The 18,115-nt window shown below is 64.6% G+C and carries 16 protein-coding genes; 12 read left to right on the top strand and 4 right to left on the bottom strand.

Annotated features, from left to right (window positions below; genetic code table 11):
- The first annotated feature begins 90 nt into the window (after nt 1-90).
- From odhB to DIE23_RS31360, 4 genes are all read left to right on the top strand, one after another.
- Nucleotides 91-1,368, top strand: a complete 1,278-nt coding sequence (odhB, locus tag DIE23_RS31345; protein ID WP_124615708.1) for a 2-oxoglutarate dehydrogenase complex dihydrolipoyllysine-residue succinyltransferase — start codon at nt 91-93, stop codon at nt 1,366-1,368.
- Between the two features lie 83 nt (nt 1,369-1,451).
- Nucleotides 1,452-2,882: a dihydrolipoyl dehydrogenase gene (gene lpdA / locus DIE23_RS31350; protein WP_105789030.1), complete on the top strand. Its 1,431-nt coding sequence runs from the start codon at nt 1,452-1,454 to the stop codon at nt 2,880-2,882.
- Between the two features lie 99 nt (nt 2,883-2,981).
- Entirely contained in the window at nt 2,982-4,079 is a 1,098-nt protein-coding gene (gene zapE / locus DIE23_RS31355) for a cell division protein ZapE (RefSeq protein ID WP_124615710.1), read from the top strand.
- A 144-nt stretch (nt 4,080-4,223) separates the two neighbouring features.
- The gene (locus DIE23_RS31360) at nt 4,224-4,634 is read left to right on the top strand and encodes a transposase (RefSeq protein ID WP_185646573.1); all 411 of its coding nucleotides are present in this window, start codon (nt 4,224-4,226) and stop codon (nt 4,632-4,634) included.
- Between the two features lie 102 nt (nt 4,635-4,736).
- Here the strand turns inward: DIE23_RS31360 and DIE23_RS31365 are convergent, their stop codons facing one another.
- The 4 genes from DIE23_RS31365 to DIE23_RS31380 all read right to left on the bottom strand — a co-directional run bounded on the left by DIE23_RS31365 (nt 4,737) and on the right by DIE23_RS31380 (nt 10,162).
- Nucleotides 4,737-5,198: a DUF2147 domain-containing protein gene (locus DIE23_RS31365; protein WP_124615714.1), complete on the bottom strand. Its 462-nt coding sequence runs from the start codon at nt 5,196-5,198 to the stop codon at nt 4,737-4,739.
- A gap of 166 nt (nt 5,199-5,364) precedes the next feature.
- Nucleotides 5,365-7,050 (bottom strand): ShlB/FhaC/HecB family hemolysin secretion/activation protein, encoded by a 1,686-nt coding sequence (locus DIE23_RS31370; RefSeq protein WP_124615716.1) that lies wholly within the window; start codon nt 7,048-7,050, stop codon nt 5,365-5,367.
- Between the two features lie 144 nt (nt 7,051-7,194).
- Nucleotides 7,195-8,544: a collagen-like triple helix repeat-containing protein gene (locus DIE23_RS31375; protein ID WP_124615718.1), complete on the bottom strand. Its 1,350-nt coding sequence runs from the start codon at nt 8,542-8,544 to the stop codon at nt 7,195-7,197.
- Nucleotides 8,545-8,584: 40 nt separating this feature from the next.
- Nucleotides 8,585-10,162, bottom strand: coding sequence for a collagen-like triple helix repeat-containing protein (locus tag DIE23_RS31380; protein ID WP_124615720.1), 1,578 nt, complete (start codon nt 10,160-10,162; stop codon nt 8,585-8,587).
- A 664-nt stretch (nt 10,163-10,826) separates the two neighbouring features.
- Here DIE23_RS31380 and DIE23_RS31390 point away from each other — a divergent pair.
- The 8 genes from DIE23_RS31390 (at nt 10,827) to DIE23_RS31425 (ending at nt 18,115) form a co-directional block, all read left to right on the top strand.
- Nucleotides 10,827-10,991: a Flp family type IVb pilin gene (locus tag DIE23_RS31390; protein WP_124615722.1), complete on the top strand. Its 165-nt coding sequence runs from the start codon at nt 10,827-10,829 to the stop codon at nt 10,989-10,991.
- A gap of 80 nt (nt 10,992-11,071) precedes the next feature.
- Nucleotides 11,072-11,572 carry a prepilin peptidase gene (locus DIE23_RS31395; protein WP_124615724.1) on the top strand — a complete coding sequence of 167 codons (501 nt, stop codon included), beginning with the start codon at nt 11,072-11,074 and terminating at the stop codon, nt 11,570-11,572.
- The gene (locus tag DIE23_RS31400) at nt 11,569-12,039 is read left to right on the top strand and encodes a TadE/TadG family type IV pilus assembly protein (protein WP_124615726.1); all 471 of its coding nucleotides are present in this window, start codon (nt 11,569-11,571) and stop codon (nt 12,037-12,039) included. Before DIE23_RS31395 ends, DIE23_RS31400 begins: the two co-directional genes overlap by 4 nt.
- A gap of 88 nt (nt 12,040-12,127) precedes the next feature.
- Entirely contained in the window at nt 12,128-13,036 is a 909-nt protein-coding gene (cpaB, locus tag DIE23_RS31405; protein ID WP_124615728.1) for a Flp pilus assembly protein CpaB, read from the top strand.
- A gap of 65 nt (nt 13,037-13,101) precedes the next feature.
- On the top strand, nt 13,102-14,436 hold the full coding sequence (locus DIE23_RS31410; RefSeq protein WP_124615730.1) for a type II and III secretion system protein family protein: 1,335 nt from the start codon (nt 13,102-13,104) through the stop codon (nt 14,434-14,436).
- A 45-nt stretch (nt 14,437-14,481) separates the two neighbouring features.
- A complete protein-coding gene (locus DIE23_RS31415) occupies nt 14,482-15,762 on the top strand; it encodes a fimbrial protein (RefSeq protein WP_124615732.1) in 1,281 nt (426 codons plus the stop codon).
- Nucleotides 15,763-15,765: 3 nt separating this feature from the next.
- Nucleotides 15,766-17,145: a CpaF family protein gene (locus tag DIE23_RS31420; protein WP_124615734.1), complete on the top strand. Its 1,380-nt coding sequence runs from the start codon at nt 15,766-15,768 to the stop codon at nt 17,143-17,145.
- Nucleotides 17,138-18,115: a type II secretion system F family protein gene (locus tag DIE23_RS31425; RefSeq protein WP_124615768.1), complete on the top strand. Its 978-nt coding sequence runs from the start codon at nt 17,138-17,140 to the stop codon at nt 18,113-18,115. Before DIE23_RS31420 ends, DIE23_RS31425 begins: the two co-directional genes overlap by 8 nt.

Below are 18,115 nucleotides of genomic sequence, written 5' to 3' on the forward strand. Positions count from 1 at the left end.
TTTGGCCTGCCGGGCGCGTCGCGCGCCGCACCGGCCGAAGGAATCGCACGAACCTCGTCATTACCCAGATTAAGCATCCAGGAAAATCACATGGCTATCGTAGAAGTCAAAGTCCCCCAGCTTTCGGAGTCGGTTTCGGAAGCCACCATGCTGCAGTGGAAGAAGAAGCCGGGCGAAGCAGTCGCGCAGGACGAAATCCTGATCGAACTCGAGACCGACAAGGTCGTGCTCGAAGTGCCGGCACCGGCCGCGGGCGTGCTCGCGCAAGTGCTCCAGAACGACGGTGACACCGTGGTCGCCGACCAGATCATCGCGACGATCGACACCGAAGCGAAGGCCGGTGCTGCCGAAGCAGCGGCAGGCGCCGCCGAAGTGAAGCCGGCGGCAGCTCCTGCTGCAGCCGCACCGGCAGCACAGCCGGCTGCCGCGGTTGCATCGAGCTCGGCCGCCGCATCGCCGGCCGCAGCGAAGCTGCTGGCCGAGAAGGGCCTGTCGGCGGGCGACGTCGCAGGTTCGGGCCGCGACGGCCGTGTCACGAAGGGCGACGCGCTGGCCGCAGGCAGCGCACCGAAGGCTGCTCCGGCCGCCGCACCGGCGAAGACCGCTGCTGCGAAGCCGTCGCTGCCGGAAGTGAAGGTGCCGGCGTCGGCCACGACGTGGCTCAACGACCGTCCGGAACAGCGCGTGCCGATGTCGCGTCTGCGTGCGCGTATCGCAGAGCGTCTGCTTGAGTCGCAGCAGACCAACGCGATCCTGACGACGTTCAACGAAGTCAACATGCAGCCGGTCATGGACCTGCGCTCGAAGTACAAGGACAAGTTCGAGAAGGAACATGGCGTGAAGCTCGGCTTCATGTCGTTCTTCGTGAAGGCGGCCGTGCACGCGCTGAAGAAGTTCCCGCTGGTGAACGCGTCGATCGACGGTAACGACATCGTCTACCACGGCTACTTCGACATCGGTATCGCGGTCGGTTCGCCGCGCGGCCTGGTCGTGCCGATCCTGCGCAACGCGGATCAGCTGAGCCTCGCCGAGATCGAGAAGAAGATCGCCGAGTTCGGTCAGAAGGCGAAGGACGGCAAGCTGTCGATCGAGGAAATGACGGGCGGTACGTTCTCGATCTCGAACGGCGGCGTGTTCGGCTCGATGCTGTCGACCCCGATCATCAACCCGCCGCAGTCGGCCATCCTCGGCGTGCACGCGACGAAGGAACGCCCGGTCGTCGAAAACGGCCAGATCGTGATCCGTCCGATCAACTACCTGGCACTGTCGTACGACCACCGGATCATCGACGGCCGCGAAGCAGTCCTGTCGCTCGTTGCGATGAAGGATGCGCTGGAAGATCCGGCACGCCTGCTGCTCGACCTGTAAGCCGAGAGTTTCACTGCATTGACCCGCCCCGCACGCTCGCGCACGCGCGCGACCGTGCGGGCGTACAAGTAGAAAGGATTGTCATGTCCAAGGAATTTGACGTCGTCGTGATCGGCGCCGGCCCGGGCGGCTACATCGCCGCGATTCGCGCCGCGCAGCTCGGCAAGACCGTTGCCTGTATCGAGAAGTGGAAGAACCCGGCCGGCGCGCTGAAGCTCGGCGGCACCTGCCTGAATGTTGGCTGCATTCCGTCGAAGGCGCTGCTCGCGTCGTCGGAAGAGTTCGAGAACACGTCGCATCACCTGGCCGACCACGGCATCACGGTCGACGGCGTGAAGATCGACGTCGCGAAGATGCTCGGCCGCAAGGATGCGATCGTCGAGAAAATGACGAGCGGGATCGAGTTCCTGTTCAAGAAGAACAAGATCACCTGGCTGAAGGGCCATGGCAAGTTCACCGGCAAGACCGACGCCGGCGTGCAGATCGAAGTGAGCGGCGAGGGTGAAACCGAAGTCGTCACCGCGAAGAACGTGATCATCGCGACGGGCTCGAAGGCGCGTCACCTGCCGAACGTCCCGGTCGACAACAAGATCGTGTCGGACAACGAAGGTGCGCTGACGTTCGACTCGGTGCCGAAGAAGCTCGCCGTGATCGGCGCAGGCGTGATCGGCCTCGAACTTGGCTCGGTATGGCGTCGCCTGGGTGCCGAAGTGACGGTGCTCGAAGCGCTGCCGGCGTTCCTCGGCGCGGCCGACGAAGCGCTCGCGAAGGAAGCGGCCAAGTTGTTCAAGAAGCAGGGCCTCGACATCCATCTCGGCGTGAAGATCGGCGACGTGAAGACGACCGCGAACGGCGTGTCGATCGCTTACACGGACAAGGACGGCAACGCGCAGACGCTCGACGCCGACCGCCTGATCGTGTCGGTCGGCCGCGTGCCGAATACCGACAACCTCGGCCTCGAGGCGATCGGCCTGAAGGCGAACGAGCGCGGCTTCATCGACGTGGACGACCACTGCCGTACCGCAGTGCCGAACGTCTACGCGATCGGCGATGTGGTGCGCGGCCCGATGCTCGCGCACAAGGCGGAAGACGAAGGCGTGCTGGTCGCGGAAGTGATCGACGGCCAGAAGCCGCACATCGATTACAACTGCATTCCGTGGGTGATCTACACGTACCCGGAAATCGCATGGGTCGGCAAGACGGAACAGCAGCTGAAGGCCGAAGGCCGCGAGATCAAGTCGGGCAAGTTCCCGTTCTCGATCAACGGTCGCGCGCTCGGCATGAACGCGCCGGACGGTTTCGTGAAGATGATCGCGGACGCGAAGACCGACGAACTGCTCGGCGTGCACGTGATCGCCGCAAACGCGTCGGACCTGATCGCGGAAGCCGTGGTGGCGATGGAATTCAAGGCGGCGTCGGAAGACATCGCCCGCATCTGCCATCCGCACCCGTCGATGTCGGAAGTGATGCGCGAAGCGGCGCTCGCCGTCGACAAGCGCTCGCTGAACAGCTGAGCGTGGTTTAGCGGCGGCCGGCCGTCGGCCGGCGAAGCCGTCTCATGACGAAGGCGGGCGGGGGTTTCCCGCTCGCCTTCGTTTTTTCCGGTTTGCCCGATGAACGTCACCGAATACTACACGCGCGAATTGACCACGCGCGGCTATCAGTCCGATCCCGCGCAGCGCGCGGCCGTCGATCGTCTGCAGTGCTGCTTCGACGAATGGGTCGACTACAAGGCGCGCCGCTCGAACGCGTTCAAGAAGCTCATCAATCATCCGGACCTGCCGCGCGGCGTCTACATGTGGGGCGGCGTCGGCCGCGGCAAGAGCTTCCTGATGGACAGCTTCTATGCGGTGGTGTCCGTGCAGCGCAAGACGCGCCTGCACTTCCACGAATTCATGCGTGAAGTCCACCGCGAACTCGAGGAACTGAAAGGGCAGGCCGATCCGCTCGACGAGCTCGCGCGACGCATCGCGAAGCGCTACCGGCTGATCTGTTTCGACGAATTCCACGTGTCGGACATCGCGGACGCGATGATCCTCTATCGGCTGCTCGATCGCCTGTTCGACAACGGCGTGCAGTTCGTGATGACGTCCAACTACGATCCCGACGATCTGTATCCCGATGGCCTGCATCGCGACCGCATGCTGCCGGCGATTGCGCTGATCAAGCAAAAGCTCGACGTGTTGAACGTCGACGCGGGCGTCGACTATCGCCAGCGCACGCTCGCGCAGGTGCAGATGTACCACACGCCGCTTGGCGCGGACGCGGATCGCGAACTGCGTCATGCCTTCGCGAAGCTCGCCGCGGTACCGGACGAAAGTCCGATCCTGCATATCGAGAAGCGCGAGTTGAAGGCGTTGCGCAAGGCCGACGGGGTCGTCTGGTTCGATTTCGCGACACTGTGCGGCGGCCCGCGTTCGCAGAACGACTATCTCGAGCTGGCCAGCCGCTTCCACGCGATCGTGCTGTCCGAAGTGCCGCAGATGTCGCCGCGGATGGCGTCCGAGGCGCGGCGCTTCACCTGGCTCATCGACGTGCTGTACGACCACAAGGTCAAGCTGCTGATGTCCGCGGCGGTGCCGGCGGAGCAGCTGTACGTCGAAGGGCCGATGGCGAACGAGTTCGCGCGCACGGTATCGCGGATCGTCGAGATGCAGTCGAAGGAATACCTCGAGACGCCACGCCGCATCGTCGATACTTCGCTGACCTGATCGCAGTGTTCGACAAGTGACGGGCATCAAACGTCAATTCCGGTCAAATTCTCGCGGTCTCGGGGTATTTTCGGACTTGTCTTATATTCACGGTTGAGGTCAGCCGATATCGTTGTGTCATGGTTCCTAAGGCTGGAGATGTCCATGACACCGTATCGCGATCTGACCGACCATGAGTGGCGCTGCGTCGTGCCGCTTCTGCCCGAAATGCAGCCGCGCACCGAGTTGCGCGGCCGACCGTTGGCCAACACGCGCGCCGTCCTGAACGGCGTACTCTGGGTGATTTATAGCGGCGCGACCTGGTCCGCGATGCCGCGTCGTTACCCTTCGTACCAGACATGCCATCGCCGCTTCAAGGTCTGGCATGAGACCGGCACGTTGATGCAGGTGATGCGCGAGCTGTACGGCGACGCAGGCGTGAATCTGTGCAACGCACTGTCCGCACGGATGCGCAAGCACACGCAATCGAAGGCGGCGGAGGTGCGGAGTGCGGCAGCGCCGGTGTATCGTGCACCGGGCAGCTATGCACCGGATACGCTGAAGCATGCGGCGTGATATCGATCGATTTCATTCACGCCCGCACCAAAACGAAATCGGCCTGACGACGTCGTCGCAGGCCGATTTTTCATTGCGTCGCGCGTATCGACGCGCGTCGCGTTATTGCGCGCGAACCCAGGTCTGCGACCGGCCGAGCAGCGATACGCCGATGTAGCCGCGCACGACGAGCTTCTGGCCGCCGTCTTCCAGCGACATCTTGCACTTGTAGACCTTGCCGTTTTCCGGGTCGAGGATGTTGCCGCCGTCCCAGTGGTCGCCGTCCTTCTTCATCGCCTTGATGATCGTCATGCCCTTGATGAGCTGATCCTTGCGCTCGTCCGTGCATGAGGTGCAGCGGCGATCGGGCGTGTCGTTGGCGCCGAGGCCCTTGACGACCTTGCCCGACAGCGAACCTTCGCCGTCGTCGGCGATCTGCACGAGCGCCTTCGGTGCATGGGTATTGTCGTCGATCGTCTGCCACATGCCGATGGGGCTGTCGGCCTGGGCGAAGGTGGGGGCGGCGCAAGCGAGCAGTGCACTTGCGATAGCCAGTGCGCGCAACGGGCGGGTCAGTTGAATCATTGTCTTCCTCCTTGTTTCATGTCGTGTTCGATGCGCTCGCACGACCGTCTGCATGGGGCGGTGGCATGTTGCGAGCTTTGCCAGAATACGTGAAACCGCGCGCTGCGTTTGATAGAGGGGACTCTAATCGAAACAGCCCGCGAGACGCGGGCTGTTTGGTGACCGATCAGTTGAGCTGATACGAGAACGCCGCATTCACGCGCGGGCTGCGCGATGCGCTTTCGACGGGCGCATCGCCAACCGGCTTCGCGATATTCAGGTCGAGGCTGTAGTAGCGACTGTCCGTAAACCGCACGCCGATACCGACCGACGACAGGCGGCTCGGTGACGGCGTGCCCGTGTGCAGATATACACGCGCCATGTCGTACGCGACGTACGGCGTGATCGATTTCATGTACGTCCAGCCCGGTGTGAACCCGCGGTTGACTTCCAGCGACATCCCCCAGCCCGAGTCGCCCGACGTTTCGCCCGGCTGATAGCCGAGCGCGTAGCGCGTCGAACCGAACGAGATCTGTTCCGACGTCGGAAGCGAGTCGGGGCTGTACTGGCCGGTCAGCGAGACCGACGTGCCGATCTTGAACGGCCATTCGTTGGTCTGCGTGAAGGTCGCGCCGGTGCGCACGAAGGTCAGCGAGATCGGGCTGTCCACCGACGTCGTGTTCGAGCCGATCGTGATGTCCTGCGATTTCGATGCGCCGAGGATGTTGAAGCCCTTCGCGACGTTCACGCTCAGTTTCTGTACCTGCCTGGCCGACACGCTCGTGTAGTCGAGCTGCATCTGCAGCACGCGGACCTGCGAGCGGGTGTCGATGCTGTTGCCGGTGATCTTGTTCTGGTAGCGGTCTTCGTTGTGCGACGCATAGCCCGACACGGTGCCGAGCAGGCTGCGCTGGTTATTCAGCAGCAACGGATAGGATGCCGAAAGACCGAGCTTCTCGTTCTTGACCGTGCGCTCGACGGTCGACGGCAGGCCCGGATTGTCGGTCGGCTTGCCGCGATACGTGCTGGCGTCCAGGCGCGTGACCAGTCCGCTGCTGCCGACCGGCACCGCGCCGCTGAATGCGACGTAGGTCTGCTTGTCGCGTCCGGGCGGCACCAGCGCGGAAATGCTCAGTTGCTCGCCGAACGACGTGAGGCCGTTCTCCGTCGCGGTGATGAGACCCTGGACGCCCGGGTGATTGAAATCGATGCCGGTGCTGATGTTGAATGCCTTGCGGTCGACGGCCAGTTCGAGCGTCGTTGCGCCGTCGGTCGTCTGCGGTGGCGGAACATTGGCCTTCACAGTCACGCCGGGCAGGAGACCGAACGTGTTCACATAGCGTTCGAATGTCGCGCGGCGCAGCGGGCGATCGGCCGTGATGTGCGCGGCGATCGCGCGGATCTTCGGTTCCATCGCGCCGGGCTTGCCGGTGACCTTGACGTCCGACACGTAGCCTTCGACGACCGTGACGCGCACGACGCCGTTCTCGAACGTCTGCGCGGGAATGAACGCGAACGACAGCGCATAGCCGCGATCCTGGTACAGCTTGGTCACGCCGTTGGCGGTTTCGATCAGCTCTCCGATTGTGATGTCCTTGCCGACGAGGGGCGTGAAGCGACGCGAGATTTCGTCGAACGGCACCGACTTCACGCCTTCGACCTGGAACGTCGTCGGCGTCAGGTGCCGTGACAGCAGCTCCTGCAGTTGCGGTGCCTGGGGCGCGACCTGCACAGTGACGCTCGGGCCTTTCTGCGGCGCGTTGATCTGGGGGAGGGAGTCGAGCGGGTTACCTGCCGCGCGTGTCTGTGCATGTGCCGTGCCTGCTGCCGCGATGGCGAGCAGCATCATCCAACTGTCGAGTCTGGATTTCATTGTTATTCCTCGTAGGCCTTGCTTTTCGTCTTCTTTCTAATGCGGGCGCGCGACACCAGGATGTCGCGCGCCGCGTGCCGCGTTGCCGGTTGTGTTTGTACGGCCGTGCCTCGTGCTCCGGCTGCAAAGGCGCGACCGTCCTCCTTATTTGCCGACGCTACCCAGCGTGCCGAGCAGTCCCGTGACCGGTGCCAGCAGACCCGTCGAGCTGCCCGACGATGCCGCACCGGTCACGCTGCCGACCAGCGACGTGACCGGTGCGAGCGGGCTCGACGACCCCCCGGTTCCCGTGGCACCGCCGACTGCTCCGGTGACAGTATTCAGCAAACCGGTGACGGGCGCGAGAGGGTTTGCCCCGCCTGCACCACCTGTTGCGCCGCCCAGCGTGCCCGTGACCGTCGACACGAGGCCCGTAACCGGTGCGAGTGGATTGCTGCCCGAGCCGCCCGTCGCGCCGCCGACTGAACCCGCGAGCGAACCGAGCGGCGTCGAGCCGAGCCCGGATAGCAGGCCGCCGAGCGGGTTCGTCGAGCTGGAGCCTGACGACGTACCGCTCTGGGGTGTTGCCGTCGAGCTGCCGACGAGGCTCGTGATCAGGCCGGGGATCGGTGCCGCGCCGTTCGGGCCGTTCGGGTTCACGAGGCCGCCCGCGTTGGTCACGGTGTTGCCGACCGCGGTGACGAGCTGCCCGACGTCGCCGACGAGCGGCTGGTTAGACGTGCTTGCGACCTTCGTGCCCGCCGAGCTGATTGCGCCGCCGACCTGGCCGAGCAGGCCCGACACGGGTTGCCCGAGGCCGGTGGTCGTGCCGACCTGTTGCGTGACCTGGCCTGCGGTGATCACCAGCGGCGTGATCGCCGAGCTGAGCGGTTGCGTAACCTGCTGCACGGCACCCGACGACAGCGTCGAGCCGATCGTCGTACCGGCGGCCGACAGGCCGTTGGCAACCGTGTCGAGCACGGTGCCGACCGGCGTCGTGACAGGGGCGAGCGGTGCGAGCTGACCCGTGCCGAGCGCCTTGACCGTCGAACTCAGCCCGGACACGGTGTTGCTTGTCGCGCCGACGACATTCCCGAGGCCGGCGACCGTCGTGCCGACGGGATCCTGGATCGAGCCGGTCTGTCCCAGCCCGTTGCTCAACGCATCGGCGGCCGCATTGATGATCGTGCCGGTGCTCGAGACGGTGCTGCCGACGCCCTTCGTCACGCCGTCGCCGAGGCCTGGCACGCTGACGTTTCCGATCGTGCTGCCGAGGTCGGTCGCGGTCTGGCCGGTCGTGCTGACAGCGCCCTTGGTGCCGGTCGTCGTGCCGCTGGTGCCGCTCGTGCCGCTGGTACCGCTCGTGCCGCTGGAGCTGCCGGCGTTGCTGCTGGTCGGCGGCGTGCTGACGCTGTTGCCGCCGCACGCGGCCAGCAGGCATGCCGTGGCGAAGGCGGTGAGGGGCACGCGCCACTGGTGCAGGGCGGCCGTCGTGATCGAACGTTGCTGGGACATGATGGACTCCTCGCTGTCTTGTCGATGAATGGATGTCGGATTACTTGCCGTGCGTGCCGCCGAGCAGGCCGCCGATCAGCGACGTGACAGGCGCGAGCAGATTCGAGCCTGAACCGGAGCTCGTGACGGCACCTGTGCCGCCGCTCAGTGTCGGTGCGCCGGCCGTGCTGGTGACCGCGGGAACCGGAGCGGCAATGGGGTTGCCACCGCCCGTTGCACTGCCGAGCGCGCCGGTGACGGCGGAGACAAGGCCCGTGACCGGGGCGAGCGGGCCGCCGCTGCCGCCGGTAGCGCCGCCGAGTGCGCCGGTGACGGTCGAGACCAGGCCGGTGACCGGAGCCAGCGGGCTGCCGCTCGTGCCGCCCGTAGCGCCGCCGAGTGTGCCGGTGACGGTCGAGACGAGGCCGGTGACCGGAGCCAGCGGGCTGCCGCTCGTGCCGCCTGCTGCGCCACCGAGTGTGCCGGTGACGGTGGAAACGAGGCCGGTGACCGGAGCGAGCGGGCCGCCGCTGGTGCCGCCTGCTGCGCCGCCGAGGCCACCAACGGTCCCGAGGAGGCCCGTGAGCGGTGCGAGCGGGTTGGCCGCGCCGCCGGTGCTGCCCGTGAGCAGGCCGCCGACGGTCTTCACGGTATTGCCGGCCGACGAAACGGTGTTGCCGAGGCCGGTCGTGACCGGGTTGCCGCCGGTCGACGCGATGATCGCGCCACCCTGGTTCAGGCCGTTGCCGATCGTGCCGAGCAGCGTGTTGACCGGGGCGCCGAGGCCGGTGGCCGTCCCGATCGTCTGCGTTGTCTGACCGACCATCGTTGTGATCGGCGTGATCGCCGAGCTGACCGCTTGCGTGACCTGCTGGATCGGGCCGGTCGACAGCACGTTGGACAGCGTGGTGCCGCCGTTCGATACCGCGTTGCCGACCTGCGTCACGAGGCCGCCGACGGCGCCGGTGACGGGGGCGAGCGGCGACAGCGGGCCGCTGCCGAGGCTCGTGACCAGGTTGCCGGTTTGCGTGACTGCGCCGCCGAGCTGGTTCACCACGCCGCCGGTGCTGGCGACCGTGACGCCGACCGGGTCTTTCGTCGCGCCGAGCTGGCCGAGGCCGTTGCCGAGGCCATCGCCGAGTGCAGTGACCGCGCCGCCGACGTTCTGGACGATGCCGCCTGCCGCCTGCGTCGTGGCCGGGTTGACGCCGGGCAACGACTGGCTCGCGACGACGCCGCCGAGGTTCGACACGGTGCCACCGAGATCGGTGACGAGATTGCTGCCGCTTGCGAGGAGATTACCCACTGCGTTCGACGACACACCGGAGGTGCCGCTCGTGCCGCTGGACGTTCCGCTCGTCGTGCCGCTGGTGCTGCCGCTCGTCGTGCCGCTCGTGCTGCCGCTGGTCGAGCCGCTGGTGCTACCCGACGTGCTGCCGCTGGTCGAGCCAGACGTGCCGCCCGAGGTGCCGCCGCCCGACGTGGAGATCGAGTCGCTACTGCCGGAGCTGGGGCTGCCGCTGAGCCCCTTGCTGATGGAGCCGGAACCGCCGCACGCGGAGAGGGAAAGCATGGCTGCCACGGTGGCCGCGATCATAGTCGTCCGGAGCGTGCCATGAGGGATAACCTGAATGTCCATTTCGTCCTCGCATTGAAACTGATGTTGTGTTGAGTGATGCGGGGATTACTCTGCAACTGTCGTGCCATTTCGATGGTCGACGGTTCGACGATTGGTTTTAAACGGGGCAATTCCTTGTCGGAAAAGGAGTTTGTGGTAATTGAAAGATTGTTGAGATTGTTTAAAAACAGTCAGACAAGAACGGTTTCGGCCGTTTCGTAACGTAACGTCACAACATTGGCGTTACGCGTGCGGCGTAACGTGGGGCGTACAGGCCTGGCGGGCGGTCTGGTTGTTTTACTGGTGGATTAGGTGTGCACATCTAACCTATCGTAAATCCTATGTGTAAGTCGTACCGAAACACCGTACAAATACGCAGTGCTCCCGGAAGGTTTTTTCGATCCGGTCTTAAAAGAGGTTGGAGGTTAAATAGGATCGGATATAGAATCCGGAGCAAGTGTAAGGAAATGTACAGTTCGGTACACGACGTTCGAGGAGGGTCACTATCGCGAATGTTAACTTGCATCAAATTGTGATACATGCCCCTCGGGGTGACATATAAAGAAAGCGCACCCGGTCGTCGTTACTCAGGTTAACGAACAGCGCGGGGCAAGGGCCAGATATGCGGGGTTGCACAACGTATAAAAGGCCAAAAAACGTACATACAGGCACGAGGAATTAAAAAATGAAAGCACTCTTCAAGCGCTTCCTCAAGGAAGAAGACGGGGTTACCGCGATCGAGTATGGGCTGATTGCGGGTCTGATTGCAGCCTTGATCATTGCCAGCGTGACGACCATCGGCACGAAGATCTCGGCTCTGTTCTCCACGATTGCCAGTTCGTTGCCCTGACCGTTGCAGTTGGTTGGGGGCGAGCGAGCCGCGGTTGCGGCTCGCTCGTCGTTACATGGACATGCGCAGTCGATCGCGATATGGCACATCTGGTCAGCACCAGCATTTTTTTTGCTTGGGCCGCTCTCGTTGCTGCCGGTGATATTCGATTTCGGCTCGTTCGGAATTCGCTTGTCATCTGCGGAGGCATTGCTGCACTCGTCAGTTCACTGATAAACGCAAATCCGTTTGGTATTTCAGCCGAGCAGGCACTGATCGGGATGCTGGTCGGTTTGGTCAGCTTCTTTCCGCTTTTTGCGATGCGAGTCATGGGTGCGGCAGACGTCAAGGTATTCGCGGTTCTCGGCGCGTGGTGTGGCTTGCCGATATTGCTTTGGCTGTGGGTTATTGCGAGCCTTGCCGCCGGATTGCATGTTCTTGGACTGATGCTGCTAACGCACACGCCGCTCGGGGCGTTATGGGTGCGTGGACTGCCGGCAATGGCGCTCGGCGAGCGGCGCTCGACACCGTACGCAGCGTGTCTCGTTTTTCCCGCGGCAATTTGGTTGGCCTATTTGGTCGTTACCTGGAGCGGGCGATGAAACGACAGTATCGACTGGGCGCGCGCTTGCGGGAGCGAGGGGCGACTGCCGTCGAGTTCGCGCTGGTATTTCCGCTGTTTTTCCTGATTCTGTACGCGATCGTGACGTTCGGGCTGATCTTTGCGGTTCAGCAGAGCCTGACGCTCGCCGCGACTGAGGGGGCGCGTTCGGCGCTGAACTACGTCTACGAGGCCAACGGGTCGGGTACGCAGGCACTGACGGACCGGGCGAGTGCGGCAAAGGCGACGGCGGTCGGTCTCACTTCGTGGCTGACCAATGTCCAGATCTCGGCTCCGGTATCGGGAACATGCAGCTACGACCCGACGATGTATTGCGTGACGGTCACGGTGACCTATCCGTACCAGGCCCATCCACTGGTTCCGTCGCTGCCGTTGCTCGGTCTCGTCACGCCGACACAGCTTACGGGTACGGCCACAGTCCAGATTAATCCGGCGACCATCCTATGAGCCGGGCAGTGCGCATAGCGGGTCACATGCAGACGGCGGTGTCCGCGCTCGAACGTAACTACATCAATCTACGGCACCGACATTCACCATGGCCAACAACTTGACGAAGATCATCGCCGGGCTGCTGATCGCAATCGCTGTTCTGCTCGGGATCTATGCCTGGACGCTTGGTCACGCACCTGCCCATCCGCCGGTTGCGGCCGCGCCGACTGCAGCGGCGCAGTCGGTGCCGATCGTCGTGGCGGCGCGCCTGCTGCCGGCCGGCCAGCCGATTCCCGCCGATGCATTGAAGCTCGCTCAGGTTCACATGATGCCGATGGGCGGGTTCAACGATCCGGCGCCCCTCGTCGGTCGCGTGCCGGCGAACGATATTCTTGCTGCAGCACCCGTGCTCGAAGGCGGGTTGACCTCCGGGCTGGCCGACCAGGTGGCGCCCGGTGAGCGCGCGGTCGCCGTCAAGGTCGACGAGACGAACGCGGTCGGCAACCGGTTGCGGCCCGGCAACTTCGTCGACGTGTTCCTGAACCTGCGGCGCGACGGCTCCGGCGGCGCGCAGGCGAACTCGGAGATTCCCGGTACGCAGGCACGCCTGCTGCTGTCGAAGGTCCGCGTGCTTTCGTTTGGCGATGCGACCTCGGATCGGGACGGCGGCGGCGGGCCGAGCGGCGCGGTCCGGACCGCGGTGCTCGCCGTGCCGACGGCACAGGTCGATGCGCTCACGCTTGCCGAAGCAAGCGGTCGTCTGACGCTCGCGCTGCGTAATCCGCGCGACACTGATATCGCGACACAGACGGTCGCGGTTCGTACGGTGGTCGGGGACGCGACGCCGTCGGCGCAGGCCGCGAGCGGCGTATGGCTGGACGATCTGTCGGGCGGACGTGTGCGCGGTACACCCCGTGCGCCGGTTGCCCCGCGCGTGCCTGTTGTCATGGCCCGGGGGGGCGGCAGCAGCATCGAAGTCATTCGTGGCGGGCGTGCCGAAACGGTCGCCTATTGACATCAACGTACGATCATCGACAGCAGCTACGGAAGAGAGAAGGCCGCGTGACGGCCTCCGACACAATGACAAACAAACTGATTGCATACGCGATTGCGATTTGGGCCATGACCTTTGCCGTCCTGACGGACGCTGCCGGCACAAACGGGTCGATTGACCTTGCGGTCGGCTCGCAACGCCAGGTCGCTGCCGGCCCCAGGTTGCAACGGATAGCGGTTGGCGATCCGTCCGTCGTCGACGTGCTGGTCATGAAGGGGAGCCATGCCGGATCGGTGCTGCTGGTTGCGAAGGCACCTGGTTCGACGAACGTGCTGTTGTGGGAACGGGGCCGTGACGAGCCGACTGTGTGGAACGTCAATGTCGTCGATGCGGCCGCTCAGGCAGTACTCGATGGCTCGGGGCCGAAGGTCAAGGCATACGGCGGAGCTGCAGTCGTGTCGGGCTCCGCGACGTCGCTCGATGCCCATGAACGCGCTGTGGCCGTCGGCAAGCGGATGGGTGGCAAGGACGGCGCAGTGATCGACGCATCGACGGTCGGTAACCGAAGTGTCGTGCAGGTCGACGTGCGCGTCGTCGAATTCAGCCGCTCGGTGCTGAAGGAAGCAGGGCTGAACTTCTTCAAGCAGAGCAACGGGTTCGCGTTCGGCGCATTTTCGCCGGGTGGTCTTCAGTCGGTGACGGGCGGCGCGACGTCGGGTTTCGAGGCGACGGCCGGCATTCCGATCGCGTCGGCGTTCAACCTGGTCGTGAATTCCGCCGGCCGCGGTATCTTCGGCAATATTTCGATTCTTGAAGCGAACAACCTGGCCCGCGTGCTTGCGCAACCGACGCTGGTGGCGCTGTCGGGGCAGAGCGCGAGTTTCCTCGCGGGCGGCGAAATTCCGGTACCGGTGCCGCAGGCACTGGGCTCGACGGCGATCGACTGGAAGCAGTATGGCGTCGGTCTGACGCTGACGCCGACCGTGCTGAGCCAGCACCGGATTGCGCTGAAGGTCGCACCCGAATCGAGCCAGCTTGACTTTCAGCACGGAGTAACGATCAACAGTGTGTCGGTGCCGGCCATCACGACACGGCGCGCGGACACGACGGTCGAACTGGGCGATGGCGAGAGCTTCGTGATCGGCGGCCTGATCGACCGCGAAACGATGTCGAACATCAACAAGGTGCCGGTCCTGGGGGATCTGCCGATCATCGGTGCTTTCTTCAAGTCGTTGAATTACCAGCAGAACGACAAGGAACTGGTGATCATCGTGACGCCGCATCTGGTGGCGCCGATCGCGAAGGGTGCGCCGCTGCCGGCGACGCCGGGCGAGTTGTCCGAGCAGCGTGACGGGCCGGTTTGGCGCTCGTATCTTGGCGGCATCGCGTCGCCCGATGCTGCACCGGGATTTTCGAAATGACCGCACGGCGCGGTGTCGCGCGATATGGATTCGGGGGTATTCAACGTGAACGCGAGAACCCATTCATTGGCTGAGCCCGCCGTGACTGACTATTTTGTATGCGCATCGCACCAGGACGAGCATCTCCGTTGGCTGGGGGGCACGCTCGTCTCGGCCGGTACGGTGGAGGCGGTGTCGCTGGAGCCTGGCGCGCTGGCCCAGCGCATCTCGGGCCTCAATCCCGCGATCGTCTTCATCGATTTTTCCCGCGCTCAGGCCGAGGCAAGTGCTGCCGCGGCGGCGGTGCGTCTCGCGCATCCGAGCCTGCCGGTCGTCGCGCTCGGTACGCTGGCTGAGCCGGAAAGCGCACTCGCTGCGCTGCGGGCCGGCGTGCGCGATTTCATCGATGTGTCCGGCAGCGCGGAAGACGCGTTGCGTATCACGCGCGGCCTGCTCGATCATGCCGGCACGGAACCTGCCAATCGCCACGGCAAGCTGGTCGCGCTGCTCGGCGCACGCGCCGGGATGGGCGTGAGTACGCTCGCATCGAACCTGGCCGTATGGCTGCACAAGCGCAGGGCGGCCGGTAACGTCGCAGGCAACGCGTCCGCGTTCGGTGTCGCCACGCCGCATACCCGTCAAACCGCGCTCGTCGACCTCGGCCTGCCGGCGGGCGATAGCGCGCTCTTCCTCAACACGCGTTGCGAATTCCACTTTGTCGAGGCCGTCCGCAACCTGCGCCGCATCGACCGGACGTTCGTCAACACGGCCCTCGCACGACACGCGAGTGGCGTCGCGCTGACGACGCTGCCACCGAATCTCGCCGATTTGCGTGACGTGTCGTATTCGGCGTGCGTCGGCCTGCTGAACCGATTGCGCGCATTCTTCGATCAACAGATCGTCGATCTGGGCGGTTTCACTAACCTCGAGTTCGTCGCGCAGATCGCGGCGGTTGCCGATGAGGCGTGGCTCGTCTGCGACCAGGGCGTCGCGTCGATCGTCTCCGCGGTCGATCTGCTCGAAGGGCTGCGGGATGCGGGAGTTGACCTCGGCAAGATGCGTCTCGTCGTCAATCAGTACGATGCGGCGCTGAGCCTGACGCCGGCCCAGATCGCGGACCGGCTCGACATCGCGTTGCTGACGACGCTGCCTGCGCGGCGCGTGTCGATCGGACAGGCCGCGAACCAGGGGCGACTCATCGTCGACATGGCCGAGCGCGATCCCTATGTGCGCGCGCTCGAGCCGCTCGCGGAGCGACTGACAGGCGCGGTGGCGGCCGGAAAGAGTACCGCTTCGGGCCTGTCCGTGCTCAAGCGTTTCATTCAACCTTCCTCCAAGCGTTCGTAAGCGATGGCACACGACATTCAATTTGCCGACGGCGCCGCGCCGTTCTCTCAGTCGCAGCAGTTCCATGACATCAAGAATGCCGCGCACGAACACTTGCTGACGCGCATCGAGGAACTGGGAGCCGAATTCGGTCGTTGGTCGCGCCAGGCGATCAACCAGTTTGTCGATCTGGAAATCGACAGCTTCGTGCGTTTGCGGCGCATTCCGCTCAACGAGAACGAGGTCAGGACGATTGCCGAGGCGTTGACCAAGGAGCTCGCCGGGTTCGGGCCGATCGAGGATCTGCTTGCCGATCCGCATGTCGAGGACATCCTGATCAACGGCTACAACGACATCTACGTGTCGCGCCACGGGATTCTGGTCAAACTGCCGATTCGCTTTACCGACAACGCGCACCTGCTGCGTATCGTGCGACGCATCCTTGCGCCGATTGGCCGCCGCCTCGACGAATCGAATCCGATGGTCGATGCGCGGCTGCCGGACGGTGGGCGTGTCAACGTGGTGATCGAGCCGCTGTCGATCGACGGGCCGGTCGTGTCGATCCGGAAATTCCGCAAGGATCCGCTCAAGCCGGCCGATCTGCTTGGCAATGGCACGTTCAATGCGGAGATCGGGGCGCTGCTCGAGGCGGCGGTCGAGGCACGCTGCAACATCCTCGTGTCGGGTGGTACGAGCTCAGGCAAGACTTCGCTGCTCAATGCGCTCGCGTTCCATATCCCCGAGCCGGAACGTGTCGTGACGATCGAGGATACGGCCGAACTGTCGTTGAATCACCCGCATGTCGTACGCCTCGAAAGCCGGCCCGGCGGTTTCGACGGGACCGGCGTCGTGTCGATTCGCGATTTGCTGCGCAATACGTTGCGGATGCGTCCGGACCGGATCATCGTCGGCGAAGTGCGCGGCGGCGAGGTGCTCGAGATGCTGCAGGCGATGAACACGGGCCACGACGGGTCGATGGGGACGGTGCATGCGAGTTCGCCGCGCGAGTGCCTCTATCGTCTCGAGATGCTGGCTGGCTTTGCCGGGTTCCAGGGCACGGAATCGAGCCTGCGCCGGCAGATCGCGAACGCAATCGACTTCATCGTGCAGATCGGCCGTCTGTCGAACGGGCGACGCCGGATCCTGTCGATCACCGAGGTCACCGGACTGTCGGACAACATCATCGCGACGCAGGAACTGTATCGCTACGAGGCGCGCGTGACGTCCGAGGGCGAAGAGGTCGACAACTGGGAATCGCTCGGCATTCATCCGCATTCGCCGAAGCTTGCACGCTTCCGTCAGACGCTGCAGGGCGGGTTCGGCGGGAATGGTGGCGGCGGCTTCGGAGGCGGTGGCGGTTTCGGGGGCGGGTTCGGCCGCGGAGGTGGGGGTTTCAATGTATAGCGTGCTGGCAATGGCGCTTCTGCTTGTGGCCGCCGCGCTGATGCTGTGGCGGCACGGGGAGATGAAGCGCGATCGCGCCGACGTCCAGCGCTTCATCGACAGCCGGATCGAACCCGGGGCGCGAGCAGGTGCCGTGCCGCTGCGGGATGCCCGGGCGACGTCTGCGGCAGCGCCCGCCGCGGCACGCGTGTTATCCGGTGATCCGGCTTCGCAATGGGGGCGCTGGCGCGCGGTCGCGACCGAATATTTCGTCAACGTGGCAAGCCGCGCGGGAATCGAGGATGCGCGCGGGAAGGCGCTGCTTGCGGTACTCGCGCTGACCGTGGCCGCGCTCGCGGCAGGCGACCGGGGCGGCTGGCTCGGCGGCATCGCCGCGCTCGTCTGCGGTGCCGCGGTGCTCGTGTTCTGGCTAGTTTCGCGCATTCAGCGGCGGCACCTGATGATCGTTCGTCAGCTGCCGTCGTTTCTGGACGGGATCGTGCGGCTCGTGACGCTGGGTAATAGCGTGCCGGCTGCGTTCCAGGCCGCGCTGCAGACGACCGAGGCGCCGTTGCGCGGTTGCCTGGACCACGTGTCGCGGATGCTGCGTACGGGTGTCGAGATCGATCGCGCGATGATGCATGTCGCGAGCGTGTATCACACCAAGGAGTTCGAACTGGTCGGGTCGGTGTTGCGGCTATCGGTACGGTACGGCGGTCGCGCGGACATCATGCTCGACCGGATGTCGACGTTCATGCGCGACCTCAAACAGGCCGAGCGCGAACTGGAGGCGATGTCGTCGGAAACGCGGTTGTCTGCATGGGTGCTCGTGATGCTGCCGATCGCGATCGGCAGCTTCGTTATTGCGACCAATCCGCTCTATCTCCAGTCGATGTGGAACGACTATACCGGTCGCCAGTTATTGGTCCTCGCCTTCATGCTGCAGATCGCGGGCGGGATCTGGCTTTACCACATGGCCAAACTCAGGTGA

Origin of the sequence: Burkholderia sp. Bp9143, from assembly GCF_003853645.1 — a bacterium.
Classification (GTDB): domain Bacteria; phylum Pseudomonadota; class Gammaproteobacteria; order Burkholderiales; family Burkholderiaceae; genus Burkholderia.

What these genes read in the sequence shown, in the direction of transcription:
- odhB (WP_124615708.1), top strand. Translation starts at nt 91, where the DNA reads ATGGCTATCGTAGAAGTCAAAGTCCCCCAGCTTTCGGAGTCGGTTTCG.
- lpdA (WP_105789030.1), top strand. Translation starts at nt 1,452, where the DNA reads ATGTCCAAGGAATTTGACGTCGTCGTGATCGGCGCCGGCCCGGGCGGC.
- zapE (WP_124615710.1), top strand. Translation starts at nt 2,982, where the DNA reads ATGAACGTCACCGAATACTACACGCGCGAATTGACCACGCGCGGCTAT.
- DIE23_RS31360 (WP_185646573.1), top strand. Translation starts at nt 4,224, where the DNA reads ATGACACCGTATCGCGATCTGACCGACCATGAGTGGCGCTGCGTCGTG.
- DIE23_RS31365 (WP_124615714.1), bottom strand. Translation starts at nt 5,198, where the DNA reads ATGATTCAACTGACCCGCCCGTTGCGCGCACTGGCTATCGCAAGTGCA.
- DIE23_RS31370 (WP_124615716.1), bottom strand. Translation starts at nt 7,050, where the DNA reads ATGAAATCCAGACTCGACAGTTGGATGATGCTGCTCGCCATCGCGGCA.
- DIE23_RS31375 (WP_124615718.1), bottom strand. Translation starts at nt 8,544, where the DNA reads ATGTCCCAGCAACGTTCGATCACGACGGCCGCCCTGCACCAGTGGCGC.
- DIE23_RS31380 (WP_124615720.1), bottom strand. Translation starts at nt 10,162, where the DNA reads ATGGACATTCAGGTTATCCCTCATGGCACGCTCCGGACGACTATGATC.
- DIE23_RS31390 (WP_124615722.1), top strand. Translation starts at nt 10,827, where the DNA reads ATGAAAGCACTCTTCAAGCGCTTCCTCAAGGAAGAAGACGGGGTTACC.
- DIE23_RS31395 (WP_124615724.1), top strand. Translation starts at nt 11,072, where the DNA reads ATGGCACATCTGGTCAGCACCAGCATTTTTTTTGCTTGGGCCGCTCTC.
- DIE23_RS31400 (WP_124615726.1), top strand. Translation starts at nt 11,569, where the DNA reads ATGAAACGACAGTATCGACTGGGCGCGCGCTTGCGGGAGCGAGGGGCG.
- cpaB (WP_124615728.1), top strand. Translation starts at nt 12,128, where the DNA reads ATGGCCAACAACTTGACGAAGATCATCGCCGGGCTGCTGATCGCAATC.
- DIE23_RS31410 (WP_124615730.1), top strand. Translation starts at nt 13,102, where the DNA reads ATGACAAACAAACTGATTGCATACGCGATTGCGATTTGGGCCATGACC.
- DIE23_RS31420 (WP_124615734.1), top strand. Translation starts at nt 15,766, where the DNA reads ATGGCACACGACATTCAATTTGCCGACGGCGCCGCGCCGTTCTCTCAG.
- DIE23_RS31425 (WP_124615768.1), top strand. Translation starts at nt 17,138, where the DNA reads ATGTATAGCGTGCTGGCAATGGCGCTTCTGCTTGTGGCCGCCGCGCTG.